Annotated in this window: 12 protein-coding genes, 1 tRNA gene and 1 riboswitch; of the genes, 11 read left to right on the plus strand and 2 right to left on the minus strand. The window is 70.9% G+C overall.

Going from position 1 to position 15,869, the window contains the following annotated elements; translation table 11 throughout:
* The first annotated feature begins 172 nt into the window (after positions 1–172).
* The 5 genes from topA (at position 173) to HNR02_RS11730 (ending at position 7,920) form a co-directional block, all read left to right on the plus strand.
* Positions 173–2,941 carry a type I DNA topoisomerase gene (gene topA / locus HNR02_RS11710; RefSeq protein WP_179773219.1) on the plus strand — a complete coding sequence of 923 codons (2,769 nt, stop codon included), beginning with the start codon at positions 173–175 and terminating at the stop codon, positions 2,939–2,941.
* A 58-nt stretch (positions 2,942–2,999) separates the two neighbouring features.
* Entirely contained in the window at positions 3,000–3,791 is a 792-nt protein-coding gene (locus tag HNR02_RS11715) for a hypothetical protein (RefSeq protein ID WP_218903806.1), read from the plus strand.
* 111 nt (positions 3,792–3,902) lie between these two features.
* Positions 3,903–4,409 carry a hypothetical protein gene (locus HNR02_RS11720; RefSeq protein WP_218902793.1) on the plus strand — a complete coding sequence of 169 codons (507 nt, stop codon included), beginning with the start codon at positions 3,903–3,905 and terminating at the stop codon, positions 4,407–4,409.
* A 206-nt stretch (positions 4,410–4,615) separates the two neighbouring features.
* The gene (locus HNR02_RS11725; protein WP_179773224.1) at positions 4,616–6,715 is read left to right on the plus strand and encodes a bifunctional MFS transporter/dTMP kinase; all 2,100 of its coding nucleotides are present in this window, start codon (positions 4,616–4,618) and stop codon (positions 6,713–6,715) included.
* On the plus strand, positions 6,712–7,920 hold the full coding sequence (locus HNR02_RS11730; protein ID WP_179773226.1) for a DNA polymerase III subunit delta': 1,209 nt from the start codon (positions 6,712–6,714) through the stop codon (positions 7,918–7,920). Before HNR02_RS11725 ends, HNR02_RS11730 begins: the two co-directional genes overlap by 4 nt.
* A 54-nt stretch (positions 7,921–7,974) precedes the next feature.
* Here HNR02_RS11730 and HNR02_RS11735 read toward each other — a convergent pair whose 3' ends face one another.
* Positions 7,975–9,609 (minus strand): hypothetical protein, encoded by a 1,635-nt coding sequence (locus tag HNR02_RS11735; RefSeq protein WP_246338542.1) that lies wholly within the window; start codon positions 9,607–9,609, stop codon positions 7,975–7,977.
* A 114-nt stretch (positions 9,610–9,723) separates the two neighbouring features.
* Between HNR02_RS11735 and HNR02_RS11740 the strand changes: the two genes are divergently transcribed.
* The 5 genes from HNR02_RS11740 to glyA all read left to right on the plus strand — a co-directional run bounded on the left by HNR02_RS11740 (position 9,724) and on the right by glyA (position 13,222).
* Positions 9,724–9,797 (plus strand) — tRNA-Thr (locus tag HNR02_RS11740).
* Between the two features lie 90 nt (positions 9,798–9,887).
* The gene (locus tag HNR02_RS11745; protein ID WP_179773228.1) at positions 9,888–10,664 is read left to right on the plus strand and encodes a class I SAM-dependent methyltransferase; all 777 of its coding nucleotides are present in this window, start codon (positions 9,888–9,890) and stop codon (positions 10,662–10,664) included.
* A gap of 67 nt (positions 10,665–10,731) precedes the next feature.
* The gene (locus HNR02_RS11750; RefSeq protein ID WP_179773230.1) at positions 10,732–11,313 is read left to right on the plus strand and encodes a TetR/AcrR family transcriptional regulator; all 582 of its coding nucleotides are present in this window, start codon (positions 10,732–10,734) and stop codon (positions 11,311–11,313) included.
* Positions 11,314–11,323: 10 nt separating this feature from the next.
* A complete protein-coding gene (locus HNR02_RS11755) occupies positions 11,324–11,845 on the plus strand; it encodes a gamma carbonic anhydrase family protein (RefSeq protein ID WP_179773231.1) in 522 nt (173 codons plus the stop codon).
* Positions 11,846–11,850: 5 nt separating this feature from the next.
* A riboswitch (ZMP/ZTP riboswitch) is annotated at positions 11,851–11,936 on the plus strand.
* 17 nt (positions 11,937–11,953) lie between these two features.
* Positions 11,954–13,222, plus strand: coding sequence for a serine hydroxymethyltransferase (gene glyA, locus HNR02_RS11760; protein ID WP_179773232.1), 1,269 nt, complete (start codon positions 11,954–11,956; stop codon positions 13,220–13,222).
* Between the two features lie 96 nt (positions 13,223–13,318).
* On the opposite strand, the gene HNR02_RS11765 is transcribed toward glyA, so the two are convergent.
* On the minus strand, positions 13,319–13,834 hold the full coding sequence (locus HNR02_RS11765; RefSeq protein ID WP_179775861.1) for an inorganic diphosphatase: 516 nt from the start codon (positions 13,832–13,834) through the stop codon (positions 13,319–13,321).
* Between the two features lie 164 nt (positions 13,835–13,998).
* On the opposite strand from HNR02_RS11765, the gene dacB reads away from it, so the two are divergent.
* Entirely contained in the window at positions 13,999–15,864 is a 1,866-nt protein-coding gene (dacB, locus tag HNR02_RS11770) for a D-alanyl-D-alanine carboxypeptidase/D-alanyl-D-alanine endopeptidase (protein ID WP_179773233.1), read from the plus strand.
* The last annotated feature ends 5 nt before the right edge of the window (positions 15,865–15,869 follow it).

Below are 15,869 nucleotides of genomic sequence, written 5' to 3' on the forward strand. Positions count from 1 at the left end.
GTGCTAGGTGTGGAAAGGGGTGGACGTCGCATGTCGTCGGCCACGGGCATGGTGAAGGCGTGCGGCGTGTTGCGTCACCTCGGGGGACACGAGCGACCGCCAGCGTGCACACTTGCTGGTTGAACAGGCGCCGCTGCGGCAGCGGCGGGGATGAAGCAGGAGAGCGGACAGCGTGGCTGGATCGACGAAGACGAAGAAGAACGACGCCGGGGCGAACGGCGCCGGTCGTCGACGGCTGGTGATCGTCGAGTCGCCCGCCAAGGCCCGCAAGATCGCGTCGTACCTCGGACCGGGCTACGTCGTGGAGTCCTCCGTCGGGCACATCCGTGACCTGCCGTCGCGCGCCGACGATGTCCCGGCCAAGTACAAGGGCGAGTCCTGGGCGAAGCTCGGCGTGAACGTCGACCACGACTTCGAGCCGCTCTACGTCGTCTCCTCGGACAAGAAGTCCAAGGTCACCGAGCTCAAGGGTCTGCTCAAGGACGTCGACGAGCTGTTCCTCGCCACCGACCCCGACCGCGAGGGCGAGGCCATCGCCTGGCACCTGCTGGAGACCCTCAAGCCGAAGGTCCCGGTGCGCCGCATGGTGTTCCACGAGGTCACCGAGCAGGCCGTGCGTGCCGCCGCCGAGGACACCCGTGAGCTGGACGGCGACCTCGTCGACGCACAGGAAACCCGCCGCATCCTGGACCGGCTCTACGGCTACGAGGTCTCCCCGGTGCTGTGGAAGAAGGTCATGCCGCGGCTGTCGGCGGGCCGTGTGCAGTCCGTCGCGACGCGGCTGGTCGTCGAGCGCGAGCGGGAGCGCATCAAGTTCACCTCGGCCTCGTACTGGGACATCTCGGCCACGATGGACGCAGGTGAGGACGCGGCTCCCCGCCAGTTCCCGGCGCGCCTGGTGTCGGTCGACGGTGCGCGCCTGGCCACCGGTAAGGACTTCGACGCCTCGGGGCAGCTCAAGGGCAACGCCCGCGAAGGCGTCCGGGTGCTCGACGAGGCGGGCGCGCGTGCGCTGGCCGCCGGTCTGCACCAGCGGGACTTCAAGGTCACCAGCGTCGAGGAGAAGCCGTACACGCGGCGCCCGTACGCGCCGTTCATGACCTCGACGCTGCAGCAGGAAGCGGGCCGCAAGCTGCGGTTCAACTCCGAGACCACGATGCAGATCGCGCAGCGGCTCTACCAGAACGGGTACATCACCTACATGCGTACCGACTCGACGACGCTGTCGGAGTCGGCGCTGGCCGCGGCGCGCAGCCAGGCGACGGAGCTGTACGGCTCCGACCACGTGTCGCCGAGCCCGCGCCAGTACAACCGCAAGGTCAAGAACGCGCAGGAGGCCCACGAGGCGATCCGGCCCGCGGGTGAGGTGTTCCGTACGCCGGGCCAGGTCGCGGGCGAACTGGCGGCCGACGAGTTCCGGCTCTACGAGATGATCTGGCAGCGCACGATCGCCTCGCAGATGGCCGACGCCAAGGGCACCACGATGTCGGTGCGCATCACCGGCACCGCCACCAGCGGCGAGGAGTGCACGTTCGCCGCTTCCGGCCGGACGATCACCTTCGCCGGTTTCCTGAAAGCCTACGTCGAGGCGGTGGACGCCGACTCCGGCGCCGAGGCCGACGACAAGCAGAGCCGTCTGCCGCGGCTGGTCGAGGACCAGCCCCTGACGGCGAGCGAGTTGTCCCCGGACGGCCACGCGACCACGCCGCCCGCCCGCTACAACGAGCCCAGCCTGGTCAGCAAGCTGGAGGAACTGGGCATCGGGCGCCCGTCGACGTACGCGTCGATCATCAAGACCATCCAGGACCGCGGCTACGTGTGGAAGAAGGGCGCCGCGCTGGTCCCGTCGTGGGTGGCCTTCGCCGTGGTCGGGCTGCTGGAGCGGCACTTCGAGCGGCTGGTCGACTACGACTTCACCGCCGCCATGGAGGACGAGCTCGACCGCATCGCGGCGGGCAACGAGCAGCGCACCCGCTGGCTGTCGCGGTTCTACTTCGGTGGTGAGCAGGGGGTCGACGGCTCGATCGGGCGCCTCGGCGGGCTCAAGAAGCTGGTGGAGGGCGGTGTCGAGGACATCGACCCGCGTGAGATCAGCCGGATGCCGATGTTCGACGACAACGACGGCCGCACGGTGTACGTGCGGGTCGGTCGCTACGGTCCGTACATCGAGCGTGAGGTGGACGAGAAGCCGCAGCGCGCCAATCTGCCCGAGGACCTGGCGCCGGACGAGCTGACCGCGGAAATCGCGGAGGAGCTGTTCGCGACGCCGCAGGAGGGCCGTTCGCTGGGAGTGGACCCGGTCAGCGGGCACGAGATCGTCGCGAAGGCCGGGCGGTACGGGCCGTACGTGACCGAAGTGCTGCCCGAGCCCGAGGAAGCCGGGACCGGCAAGAAGACCAGCAAGGCGAAGAAGCCGAAGCCGCGCACGGGTTCGCTGTTCCAGTCGATGGATCTGCAGACGGTGACGCTGGACGACGCGCTCAAGCTGCTGTCGCTGCCGCGGGTGGTGGGCAAGGACCCGTCCTCGGGTGACGAGATCACCGCGCAGAACGGGCGCTACGGGCCGTACTTGAAGAAGGGCACCGACTCGCGGTCGCTGACGAGCGAGGACCAGATCTTCTCGATCACGCTCGACGAGGCGTTGAAGATCTACTCCGAGCCGAAGCAGCGCGGTCGCCGTGGTGTCGCCAAGCCGCCGTTGAAGGAGCTGGGCGAGGACCCGATCTCGAAGAAGCCGATGATCGTCAAGGATGGCCGGTTCGGGCCGTACGTGACCGACGGGGAGTACAACGCGACGCTGCGCAAGGGCGACAGCATCGAGGGCCTGACGTCGGAGCGGGCGTCCGAACTGCTCGCCGAGAAGCGGGCGAAGGGGCCGGCGCCGAAGAAGAAGGCACCGGCGCGTCGCGCCCCTGCGAAGAAGGCCGCGGCCAAGAAGTAGGTCTCGAACAGCAGTTCGACCAAAACTGTCGTACCCCCGGGGCACACTGCCCCTCGTGATGACGATCGACGAACTGCTGACCGAGGCCGCGCGGCCGGTGCTGGACGCCGTGCCGGAGCGTGCCAGCCCCTGGGACCTGTACGCGCCGTACGCGACGCACGACGATGTCGAGCGGATCCGCTACCCGCTGAGCCGGTCCGACGATCCGGACGACCTCGTGGCCGAGGTGGAGGAACACAACGCGTGGATGGCGCGGCTCCGGGATTCACCGTTCGTCGACGGCGGTGACCTCACCGAGGACGCGATGCGGGCGTTCGCGCTGATGCTGCGCGGTCCGATCCGGATGGTGCTCACCGGCGTGCACAGCGGGCTGGACGGGCCGCTGGACGTGCGGGTGTACGCCGACACCGAAGCCGGCGTGCTGTGGAGCTGGCGTCCGGACACGACGCAGGTCGGCGGCTGGGGGTTCCGCGAACTGCGGTTCCTGTTCGACCGGGTCGTCGGGTTCGTGCCCGAGCAGCGCCGGGGCCGGTTCGGGTCGCTGATGCTGCGTGCCGGTACCCGCGGCGAGCTGACCGGGCGGGACGCCGAGCGGGCGGCGCTGGTGCGGGAGTTCCTGCGGAGGCCGCGCACCGGCACGACGGTGGTCGACCTGATGGCGTTCGACCGGCGGTGCGCCCAGTTCCCCCGGCTGGGCTACGTGGTGGTCGACAACGACCTGGGCCGTCACGTGCTGGCCACGGTCACCGAACCGGGTACGGACACGCAGTTGTTCCTGGTGCCCTCCGATCGCGGCGGGCTGGCGCGGTGGATGACCGAGGCGGTGGAGGCGGCGATGACCTGCGCCTGAACCGGTGGTTGCACACAGTGATCCCAGGGTGGCCCGGATGGGCGCGTGCCCGGCGCGAAAAGCCCACTACGCTGGAGTGAGGTGTCCTGAGCAAGCACGGGAGTGGTCAGCATGAGTCCGGCCAAGGACGACGCTCGCTTCGACGGCGACGGCACGCAGTCCGGCCTGCAGCCCCTGACGTTCAGCGATGCCGTGTCGGGGTCGGTGAGCGACGACGAGGGCTATCAGCCGTTGAAGGTGGCCAAGCCGGTCGAGCCGGACCCGGAGAAGGTGCGCCAGATGATCGAGGCGATGGCCGACAAACCACTCGCCCCGGTCGAGGTCCCGTCGGACGACCTCCCGCCCGCCGCGCCTGCTCCGGCGGTGCCGCCCGCGCCTCCCCTGGGCATCCTGCCCCGCCAGCGCACGTGGCGCGGACGGCCGAAGCTCGGCTCGTGGTCGCGCCCGTCGCTGCGGCTGCCGCGCCCCGGCCAGAACGGCGGCACGGTCCGGCGGGCCAAACCGTCCAGCGGCTCTGCGGCGTTCCTCGTCGCGGTCGTGCTGATCGTCGTGTTCGGCGTGCTGGCGATCCAGTTCCTGGCGAGCCTGATCGACACGCTCACGGGCATCTTCGACTGACCCTTCACCGAGCCGCTCGCGGCATCGAAGCAGCTCGCACCCGGTCAGTCACGATCAGTGCGTGTTCCGGGGCGAGCGTCGTCCTGCGGACGCTTAGTGGCGACCACGGCGGGCACCCTCAGGGAGGCAGAGCTACCCTGGCTCCACGGTTGGGGGACACCGGATCGTTATGCCAGGGGTCTCCCGGCGCCACGGGAGTGAGTGGGGTGGGTCCGATCAGCGAGGTCGTGCACGTGGAACCCGGCGCGGGAAGCGAGGCGCCGGCGGGGCGTGATGCCTCGACGATCCACCGCGCGCGCCGTGTCCTCGCGATCAGGCCGTTCCGCCGGTTGTGGGGTGTCACCTACCTCTGCAGCGTCGCCGACTGGCTCACCATCCTCGGCCTCACCAGCCTGGCCGCCCAGCTGGCGTCGAGTTACACCGCCAAGAACTTCGCGTTCACCGGTGTCCTGCTCTCCGCGCTGCTGCCCGGACTGATCTTCGCACCGCTGGGTGGCCTGCTCGCCGACCGCTTCGACCGGCGCAAGGTCATGTTCGTCGCGGACCTGTTCCGCTGCGGCTTCCTGCTGTCGGTGGCGTTCGTCGGCACCTGGTGGTGGCTCTACATCGCCAACTTCCTGGTCAGCGCGAGCGCGATGATGTGGATCCCGTCGAAGGAGGCGGCGGTCCCGAACCTGCTCAAACGCCCGGATCAGGTGGAGACGGCCAACCAGCTCGGCCTGGTGATGACCTACGGGCTCGCCACGGTCTCCGCGGGTGCCCTCTACGCGGTGGTCACGCGGATCGCGGCGTCGGTCGGCCTGCCCGCCGGCTTCTTCGGCGAGCTGGGCGTCGCCAAGGTCATCGTCGTGCTGATCGCGTCGCTGTACCTGGCCAGCGCGATACTGGTGCTGACCCGCGTCAAGGAGCTGTCGATCCGCAAGCCCAGGATGGCCGCGGTCACGCACGAGCAGGCCGAACAGGCCGCGAAGCCGGTCAAGGAGGCGGACAAGCCAGGGCTGGGCGCCCTGGTCAAGGACGCGGGCAAGTACGTGCGGAGCACCCCGCTGGTGCGGGGCCTGCTCATCGGGGCCGCGGGCGCGTTCGCCGCCGGTGGTGCCGTGGTCGGGTCCGCGAAGCCGTACGCGACCAGCCTGAACGCGGGTGACTCGACCTGGGGCCTGCTGGTCGTGGCCGTGTTCATCGGGCTCGCGACCGGGATGGGTGGTGCGCCGAAGCTGGCGCACCGGCTGCCGCACGACCGGTTGTTCGGCATTTCGATCGTGCTCGCCGGTCTGGGACTGATCCTGGTGGCCCTGTCGCCGCACCTGACCGTGTCGCTGGTGGCGGTGGCGATCGTCGGGGCGTGCGCGGGCGCGGCGTTCCTGACCGGTATCACGATCATCGGCTCGCAGGTGGACGACGCGATCCGCGGCCGGATCAACGCGATCTACCAGGCGATGATGAAGATCATCGTGTTCGGGTCGGTCTCCGTGGTCCCGCTGCTGATCGGACTGACGAAGCCGCACCAGGTCACGGTCTGGGGCAACGAGATCACCATCGACGGCACCCGCCCGGTCATGCTGGGCGGTGGTGCGCTCGCCGCGGTCGTCGGCATCATCGCCTACCGGCAGATGGACTCACGCCGCTCCGAGCCGATCATGGCCGATCTGCGCAACGCCATCCGCCGCCGCCCCCGGCGCGTGAACGGCCTGTTGATCGCGCTGGAGGGCACCACGGTCGCCGACACCGCGGCGCAGGCCGCGAAGCTGTCCGAATGGCTGCGGTCGATCAGCCCGCGCCCGGTGGTGCTGGCCGCCGACCCGGCGCTCGACGACGGACGGCTGGCCGCGATCATCGGCAACGCCTCGCTCTCCGGTGCGCGGGCCCAGGCGCTCGCGGCCGCGGCGGTGCGGGCGGACATCGTGGAGCGCAACGTCCAGCCGGCGCTGGACGGCGGTTCGATCGTGGTGATGGAACGCTTCGTCGACTCGCCGCTGGCGCACCTGTCCGCCGTGGCCGGGCTGGACGCCAAGGAGCTGGAGGGCCTGGCCGACTGGGCCACCGGCCGCCTGCGCCCCGACGTGACCGTGCTGCTGGACGCCGATCCCGGAGCCAACGCGCCCGGTCCGATCTCCGCCGAGGAGCAGTGGCGGGTGCAGAACCTGCTCAGCGAAATGGCCGCCGCCGATCCGGACCACTACGTCGTGGTGGACGCCGACGGGTCCGCGGACGAGGTCACCGAGCGGGTGCGCACCGCGGTGCGTGCCGTGCTGGCCCAGCGCAAGCTCGGTCTCGCCCCGCTGGCGGAGGCGGAGGCCGGGTGACGGCTGTCGTCACGCCGACCGGGGTGTGGTCCCAGCTGGTCGGCCAGGACCACGCGGTCGAGGTGCTGTCCGCCGCTGCCCACGCGGCGGCGAAGATCGTGGCGGGCGAGCCCGCTCCGGCTGGCGCGATGACGCACGCGTGGCTGCTCACCGGGCCGCCGGGGTCGGGCCGGTCGGTGGCGGCGCGGGCGTTCGCGGCCTCGTTGCAGTGCATGATCGGCACCGGCTGTGGGCAGTGTCCCGGCTGCCGGACGGCGATGCACGGCACCCACGCCGACGTGCGGCTCGTCATCCCGGAGGGGCTGTCGATCTCGGTGGCCGAGATGCGGTCGCTGGTCCAGGCCGCGGCCCGCCGCCCCACGACGGGCCAGTGGCAGGTCGTGATCATCGAGGACGCCGACCGGCTCACCGAGGGCGCGTCGAACGCGCTGCTCAAGGCGGTCGAAGAGCCGCCGGAGCGGACCGTGTTCCTGTTGTGCGCGCCGTCGGACCACCCCGAGGACATCTCCGTGACCATCCGGTCGCGCTGTCGCCTGGTCACCCTGCGCACGCCGGCCGCCGAGGCGATCGCGCGGGTGCTCGTCGATCGTGACGGTGTCGACCCGGAGCTGGCCGGGTGGGCGGCGTCGGTGTGTGGCGGCCACGTGGGCCGCGCCCGTCGCCTGGCCACCGACGACAACGCCCGCAAACGCCGGTCCGCGGTCCTGCGGATCCCGCTCGGGCTGAGCCGTCCCGCGGACGTGTTCCGCTGCGCCGACGAGCTGATCACCGCGTCCGAGGCGGACGCGAAGGAGGCGAGCGAGGTCCGCGACGAGGCGGAGAAGTCCGAGCTGCGCAACGCCATGGGCGGTGATGCGACGGGCAAGGGCGTCGCCGGGGCCAAGCGGGCCGCGGAAGCGGCGGTCAAGCAGCTGGAGAAGCGGCAGAAGTCGCGTGCGACGCGTACCCAGCGGGACACCCTGGATCTGGCCCTGGTCGACCTGGCGGGCTTCTACCGGGACGTGCTGGTGGCGATCAGCGGCGCCGACGCGCGGTTCAACCACCCCGACCACGCCAACGACATCACCACCGCCGCGCGCCAGTGGACCGCGGACTCGACCCTCAACCGGCTGGAAGCGGTGCTGGCCTGCCGCGAGGCGATCCTGTGGAACGTCAAGCCCCGCATCGCCGTGGAAGCCATGGTCACGGCCCTGCGCCACGGCTGAAACGACCGGGGGCGGCACCGGCCGGAGCCGGCACCGCCCCCAGCGGTCGGTTCGTCAGTCGCGTGGCTTCGGTGAGGGCTTCACGACCGCGGCCTTGATGCGCTTGCGTGCCGGGAAGGCCGCGACCAGCACGACGCCGAGCAGCAGCATCGCCGTGCCGGTCCAGAAAAGCGGAACCGCCGAGTAGGCCCCGGCCGTGTAGGCCAGCTTCTCCGGCACACCGGGCGCCGCGTTGCCGGGCGGGGCCGCCGGTGTGGTGCTGCCGCAGACGACACCGCCCTCGGGGGCGTACGCGCGGCCGATCTGCTCGCCGAGCGACACCTGCGCCAGCGACGAGGGCAGTGCGTCGCTGCCCGCCGGGAGCAGGTCCTTCAACCCCGAGGTCGGCAGGATCTCCAGGTCGAGCATGCGGGCGGAGGCACCCAGCTGGAAGCCCTGGAACGGGTCGGTGAGGTTCTGGCCCTTCTGGGTCAGCTCGGCGATGCTCAGCCGCAGCACACCGAGGTCGATCACCTTGCCCGCGGTCTCGGAGACCTGCTGCAGGCCCTCGTCGGCGGTCGCGACGAGGCCGCCGACGACCGGCAGGTCCCGCAGCGGTCCGAACTGGTCCGACAGGCTGGACAGCGGCAGCCCGATCGGAATGTCTTTGGTCGGGTTGGTCGCGTCCAGCGTGTACAGGACCTTGCCCTGGCGCTCGATCGTGATGACCGGCGCCGTGTACTCGACCTTCGAGGTCTTCTCGTCGCCGGTCGAGGTGACGGTCAGCGTCGGCTGGCTGACGACCTTGAGCGACAGTTCGAGCGGCGTGCCCTTGAGGATCTCGATGTCGGCGGCCTGCAGGGTCGAGGTCGACTTGACCGCCTTGTTCGCCGAGCCCGGCATGTCGACCAGTTCGACCGTCGACCGGGAGGACAGCGTGTTGGGCAGGCTCACCACCGAGTTCGTGCCGTCCGCCTTGGTCCCGGTGCCCCCGGAGAGCAGGCCGCCGAGCGTCTGCAGGCCCTTGGCGGGGTCGAACCCGTCCGCGAGCTTGACGTCGGTGAGGTCGAGGTCGCCGAACGGCAGGTTGGGCAGCGACGGGATGACGTTGAGCAGCGACAGGCTCGCCATCGACGTGCTGGCGTCGGCGATGGTGCCGACGCACGGCCCGAGTGTCGGGCTGTAGCGGGCGTGCACCTGGCCGTTCAGCAGGCCCAGGTTGAGCAGCGGGTTCTCCGGCGCGTTGAGGCCGCCGGTCAGGGGCTGCTCGTTGTCCGGCAGCGCGGTCTGCACGAGGCTGCCCGGCGCCTGCGGCGCGTTGCCCCCGATGGCGAGGCCGAGCGGCGACGACTGCGCGATCGACTTCTCGTAGCTGAGCAGCGCCTCGGAGTTCGCCTGGGCGCTGGACAGGCCCATCCCGGCTTCGAGCGCCGACTGCTTGGGCAGTTCCTCGCCGAAGCCGGGGAGGATCGTGCTGGTCGGCACGGAGTTCGGCAGCAGGCGCAGCACTCCGAGCGCGGCGGCCGCGTCGGCGACGGCGTGGCCGAGCGGTTGCGGCCCCTCCTGGCCCACGAACGGTGGCTGCCCCGGATCCGCCGGCTGTGGTGTCGGCGTGGTCGGGATCGTCTGGGCCATGGCCGGGGTGGCCGAGAGCACGAGGACGGCCGCGGCGACCGGCAGCGCCAGCGCGCGAGGCATGCGTCGACGCATGTGGTGGGTCCCTCCGGAAACGTCGGGGGCCGATCTTCTGTGACCGGCGTCGCAGATCCTAACGACACAGGGGGTCGCAAGTGACGCGAGAGGGGTCGCTACACTGTTCGTGTTGCCGCCTTAGCTCAGTCGGCCAGAGCGGCTCACTCGTAATGAGCAGGTCAGGGGTTCGATTCCCCTAGGCGGCTCCGGCAACAACCAGGGCCTTCCCGGATCTCCGGGGAGGCCCTGGTGCGTTGTGGAGCCAGGTCGAGGCCGTGCGCCTAGGCTCTCCGGACATGACGCGCCGCCCGGAGAAGATCAGTCCCACCGCGCACTACACCGGCCAGGTGTGGGTCGGCAACGGGCTGTCCGATCCGGCTTTCGCGACCGCCGAGGGGCGCCTCCTGCATCGTCTCGTCGCGCCGGTCATGGCGGTCAGTGGCGCGCTCGGCGGGCCGACCCTGGACGGCTTCCTCCTGGCCCGGCACCGGCTGATCGACGCACTGCTCACCGATGCGATCGAGCGGCACGGCGTCACTCAGGTGGTGGAGGTCGCGGCCGGGCTCTCCGCGCGCGGTCTGCGTTTCAGCCGCCGCTACGACCAGCTCACCTACCTCGAAGCCGACCTGCCCGCGATGGCCCAGCGGAAACGACGATCGCTCCGGCGCGCGGGCGCCACCCACCAGGTCGTCGAGCTGGACGTCCTCCAGGAGGACGGCCTGGACCGGCTGGCCGCGGGTCTCGATCCGGAGCGGGGGCTGGTGATCGTCACCGAAGGGCTGGTCAACTACTTCGACGAGACGGCCGTCCGCGCGATGTGGTCGCGGTTCGCGCGCGTGCTCGGCCGGTTCGCGCACGGCCGCTACCTCTCGGACCTGCACCTGGCCACGCCGGACTTGGCCGTGCGGGCGTTCACGCAAGCGCTTTCGGTGTTCGTGCGCGGCAGGGTGCACCTGCACTTCGCCGGTGGGGCCGACGCGCGTGCCGCTCTCCTCGACGCCGGGTTCGCCGACGCGGTTCTGCACGCACCAGCGGAAACACGACTCGTGCGCGTGATCGAGGCGGTGCGCTGAGGCGCCCTCAGGACACCGGTCCTGACAGGTAGGCTGGCTGACCTCGTCGCTTCAGGAGGACACCCCAGTGACCGTCACCCCGCCGGGGCAGCGCGAGCGGCTCTCACCGAACCAGCTCGCCAAGCAGGAACAGATCGTGGAAGCCGCCCGGCGTGTGCTCGCCAGGGACGGGCTGGCCGGGTGCACCGCCCGCGCCATCGCCGACGCGAGCCCGCTCACCAAGAGCGCCATCCACTACTACTTCTCCGACACCGACGTTCTCGTCGACCGCGCCATGGCCGCGCACGTCACCGCGTTCCTGGACGGCCTGCGCCGGGTCGCGGCCCGTCACGACGATCCACGCGAGCGGCTGTGGGCCGTCCTCGAAGACTGCCTCGCCACCTTCACCGCGGAACCGAACTCGGCGTTCCTGTGGTTCGAGTACTGGATCGCGGTCGTCCGCGCCGACCATCCGGAAGCCATCGAGGCGATGCTGCGCTCGGTCACCGAGCTGTTCACGGAACTGCTGGCCGACATCGGCGTCGACGATCCGCGGGCGCGGGCCAGGGCGCTCACGTCGTACCTGCTCGGCGCGGTCGTGCAGCAGCGCGTCCGGCGCCGCCCGTTCGCCACCCTGCGTGAAGAGATCGAATCGCTCTGTCTGCCCTAAGGTTTCGGGCATGCCTCTGTTTTCCTTCGAGGGCGTCAGCCCCACCGTGCACCCGGACGCCTGGATCGCGCCCACCGCGACCCTGATCGGCGATGTCGTCATCGAGAAGGACGCCTCCGTCTGGTACGGGGTCGTGATCAGGGCCGACTTCGGCAAGATCATCGTGCGCGAAGGGGCCAACATCCAGGACAACAGCGTCGTCCACGTCAACACCGGCGTCTGCGAAATCGGCCGCAACGTGACGGTCGGGCACATGTGCCTGGTGCACGACTGCACGATCGGTGAGCAGGCCCTGATCGGCAACGGCTCGACCGTGCTGGACCAGTCGGTCGTCGGTGAGCGGGCGCTCGTCGCGGCCGGTTCGACGGTCACCCCGGGCACGCAGGTGCCGCGGGAGGTCATCGCGATGGGCAGCCCGGCGAAGAAGTTCGTGCCGCTGACCGACTCCGCGAAGGGCTGGGTCGACCACAACGCGGCCATCTACCAGCAGCTCGCCAAGCGGCACGCGGAAGGCGCCGCACCGGTCGACTAAGCTGGGCTCATTCGAGCGACTGGCGCCGTAGAGGTGGAGCACCACCGGGAAGCGACCGACGAGGCCGGCACCGCGCGCCTGGGTGTGGCCGGAGTCAGGAGTAGGAAGATGACGCACCAGCCAGCCATCCCGACGCTCACCGCCGCCGACCCGGAGATCGCCGGGCTGGTCGAGGACGAGGCGCGCCGCCAGGCGGAGAAGATCCGGCTCATCGCCTCCGAGAACTACGTGTCCGAGGCGGTACTGGAGGCCACCGGGTCCGTCCTCACCAACAAGTACTCCGAGGGCTACGCCGGCAAGCGCTACTACGAGGGCCAGCAGTTCATCGACCAGGTCGAGCAGCTCGCGATCGCCCGCGCGAAATCGCTGTTCGGCGTCGACCACGCCAACGTCCAGCCGTACTCGGGCTCGCCCGCGAACCTGGCCGCCTACCTGGCCTTCGCCCAGCCCGGCGACACCGTGATGGGCATGGCGCTGCCCGACGGCGGTCACCTCACGCACGGCTGGTCGGTGTCGGCGACCGGCAAGTGGTTCAACCCGGTCCGCTACGGCGTGCGCAAGGAGACCGGCCGCGTCGACCTCGACCAGGTCCGCGACCTGGCACGCGAGCACCGGCCGAAGCTGATCTTCGCGGGCGGCACCGCCATCCCGCGCACCATCGACTTCCCCGCCTTCGCCGAGATCGCGCAGGAGGTCGGCGCGGTACTGGTGGCCGACATCGCGCACATCGCCGGGCTGGTCGCCGGTGGCGCGCACCCGTCGCCGGTGGGTCACGCGCAGGTCATCACCACGACCACGCACAAAACCCTCCGCGGCCCGCGCGGCGCCATGATCATGACCGACGCCGAGCACGCGAAGGCCATCGACAAGGCCGTGTTCCCCGGCCTGCAGGGCGGCCCGCACAACCACACCACCGCCGCGATCGCCGTGGCGCTGGGCGAGGCGTCCAAGCCGGAGTTCCGCGACTACGCGCACGCGATCGTCGCCAACGCGAAGGCGCTGGCCGAGGCGCTCGTCGAGCGCGGGTTCGACCTCGTCTCCGGCGGCACCGACAACCACCTGCTCCTGGTCGACCTGACCAGCAAGCAGATCGGCGGCAAGCCCGCCGCGCAGGCGCTGGACCGCGCCGGCATCGAGCTGAACTACAACACGGTGCCGTTCGATCCGCGCAAGCCGTTCGACCCGTCCGGCATCCGGCTCGGCACAGCGGCCATCACCACCCGGGGCCTCACCCCGGAGCACCAGCCGCAGATCGCGGAGTGGATCGACCGTTCCGTCACCGCGGCGGCAGCCCAGGACGAGGCCGCGATCGGCAAGATCGCCGGCGAGGTCCGCGACCTCCTCGCCACCCACCCCATCCCCGGTTACCGCGCCTGACCACACTTCCCCAATGCCACATTGGGGAACGCTCGGCCACCCGACGCAGAGCGCCCCTTCCCGCGTGGGGAAGGGGCGCTCCGCGTGGTGAAGCACTCAGTGCTGGCCGCCCTCGGCGGCCTCCTTCGCGATCCGGTCGATCTCGCGCTGGTAGGAGCGCTTGATCTCGGCCTCCGCCTCCGCGCGGCCCACCCAGTTCGAGCCCTCGACGCTCTTGGCGGGCTCGAGGTCCTTGTACACCTGGAAGAAGTGCTCGATCTCCAGCTTGTGGAACTCGTTCAGGTGGTGGATGTCGCGCAGGTGCTCCAGCCGCGGGTCGTCCGTCGGCACGGCGAGGACCTTGTCGTCCGGGCCCTTCTCGTCCGTCATCCGGAACATGCCGATCGCGCGGCAGCGGATCAGGCAGCCCGGGAACGTCGGCTCCTGGACGAGCACGAGCACGTCGAGCGGGTCGCCGTCCTGCCCGAGGGTGTCGTCGATGAAGCCGTAGTCGGCCGGGTACTGGGTGGCCGTGAACAGCGTCCGGTCCAGGCGGATCCGGCCCGTCTTGTGGTCCACCTCGTACTTGTTGCGCTCCCCCTTGGGGATTTCGATCGTGGCGTCGAACTCCACGGCTTCCTCGCTGACCTCGTCTTTTCCCACCGGAACCGGCGGCTTACGGTATCGCTAACTTGTTCTCACTAGTGTGGACCACGCGCCGTTGGGAAGTCGCACCGATGTCGTCTTGACAACAGTGAGTTTGCCCGCGGCGGTCCGCAGGCGAGGAGGAGGGGTGCGTGCCGAGCAACGACCAGCCCGAGTGGCCGTCCGAAGACATCGACGTCCCGGACGTCTCCGCCGAGGAGAAGCCCGCCGACGGCGGTGCGACGGCCCAGCTGCCGGTGCCGGACAAGGTCTCCCTCCCCGAGCAGCCCACGCTGTTCGTGCCGGGCGAGCCGGCGCGGGATGTCGAGAAGACCCAGTTCATCGCCACGCCGAAGCCGGACGCCGAGAGCACCCAGGTGATCGACCTGCGGCAGGCTCCGCCGCCGGAGGAACAGCAGACCGAGCCCCGGCCGGTCCCGCGCCCGCAGCAAACCCCGCCGCCACGGCCGCAACCTCCCGAGCAGCACCAGCCGCCCCGCCCGCAGCCGGTGCAGCCCGCCGCCGTCCCGCTCGTGCAGCCGATGCGCATCGAGCCCGGCGGCGATGTCCACCCCGCCGAGGCGACCACCGGCGAGGAGCCGCCCCCGCCCGCGCCGCGGGCGGAACCGAAGCCGAAGCGCCGCAAACGGGTGCTGCTCACCGGCGTGGTCGCGCTCGTCCTCGTCGTCGTGGTCGGGGCCGCGCTGGCGATCCCGTACGTCTCCAACCGGCTCGGCCTGCCGTGGGCGCCGAACCTGCCCCAGGGTGACGCGCCCGACCCGGTCCCGGTCGCGCTGTCGCTGCAGGCTCCGAGCGAGTCGGCGCCGGAGCCGACCGCGGCCGGGGTGTCCTCGGCGCTGGCTTCCGCGGCGTCCGCGCCCGCGCTGGGCACGCTCACCGGCGCGGTGATCGACCCCGCCACCGGTGAGCTGCTGTGGAACCGCAACGCCGGCCAGTTCCGGACCCCCGCGTCGACGACCAAGCTGCTGACCACCTCGGCCGCCCTCCTCGCCGTGGATCCCGGCACGCAGCTGAGCACGAAGGTCGTCCAGGGCTCCTCGCCGGACACCGCGGTGATCGTCGCGGGCGGGGACATCACCCTGTCGTCGCTGCCCGCCGGGCAGCAGTCGGTGTACTCGGGTGCCGCGCACCTCGACGACCTGGTCGCGCAGGTCAAGCAGGCCAGCGGTGGCGCGATCAAGAAGGTGCAGATCGACACCTCGGTGTGGTCCGGCGCCCAGACCGCGCCGGGCTGGGCCGCCGACGACGCGCCGCTCTACACCGCCGCGATGACGCCCGTGATGCTGGACGGCGGTCTCACCGATCCGACGAACGACCACTCGGTCCGCGTGGCGCAGCCGGCGACCACGGTGCTGCAGACCTTCGCCAACCGTCTCGGCGTGACCGCGGCCGGGAACGGGACGGCGCCGCAGGACGCGAAGGTGCTCGGTGAGGTCAAGTCGGCGCCGTTGAGCGAACTGATCGCCCACGCCCTCGAAGCGTCCGACAACACGCTCGCCGACGCGATCGGACGCCTCACCGCGACGGCGACCGGTGCGCAGGCGTCGTTCGCGGGCGCGGCGCAGGCGACCCTGTCCGTCCTGTCCCAGAACGGGTTCGACGTCTCGCAGGTCAAGCTCAGCGACAACAGCGGGCTCTCCCCGCAGAACGCCGTGCCCGCGAAGCTGCTCGCGGAGATCCTGTCGGTGGCCGCGGGGCCGGACGGCAAGGACCCTCGGACGGCGAAACTGCGCCCGATGCTGGCGGGGCTCCCGGTGGCGGGCGGCAGTGGCACGCTCGACGACCGCTACGACGCGCCGGGCTCGGAACCGGGCAAGGGGTGGGTGCGCGCCAAGACGGGCACTCTGTCCGGGGTCCACACGTTGGCAGGGGTAGTGCTGGACTCCGACGGCCGGGTCCTGGTGTTCGCGTTGATGTCCGACGGCGCCGACCAGGATTCCGCCCGCGCGGCACTGGACGTCGTCGCGACCTCGATCAGGGGTTGCGGCTGCCGCTGACTCCC

The sequence above is a fragment of the Amycolatopsis endophytica genome (genome assembly GCF_013410405.1).
GTDB classification, from domain to species: domain Bacteria; phylum Actinomycetota; class Actinomycetes; order Mycobacteriales; family Pseudonocardiaceae; genus Amycolatopsis_E; species Amycolatopsis_E endophytica.

Excerpts from the sequence above, each read along its gene's own strand:
- HNR02_RS11745 (WP_179773228.1), top strand. The coding sequence starts at position 9,888 with ATGACGCGCCGCCCGGAGAAGATCAGTCCCACCGCGCACTACACCGGC.
- HNR02_RS11720 (WP_218902793.1), top strand. The coding sequence starts at position 3,903 with ATGAGTCCGGCCAAGGACGACGCTCGCTTCGACGGCGACGGCACGCAG.
- HNR02_RS11735 (WP_246338542.1), bottom strand. The coding sequence starts at position 9,609 with ATGCGTCGACGCATGCCTCGCGCGCTGGCGCTGCCGGTCGCCGCGGCC.
- HNR02_RS11715 (WP_218903806.1), top strand. The coding sequence starts at position 3,000 with ATGACGATCGACGAACTGCTGACCGAGGCCGCGCGGCCGGTGCTGGAC.
- HNR02_RS11755 (WP_179773231.1), top strand. The coding sequence starts at position 11,324 with ATGCCTCTGTTTTCCTTCGAGGGCGTCAGCCCCACCGTGCACCCGGAC.
- glyA (WP_179773232.1), top strand. The coding sequence starts at position 11,954 with ATGACGCACCAGCCAGCCATCCCGACGCTCACCGCCGCCGACCCGGAG.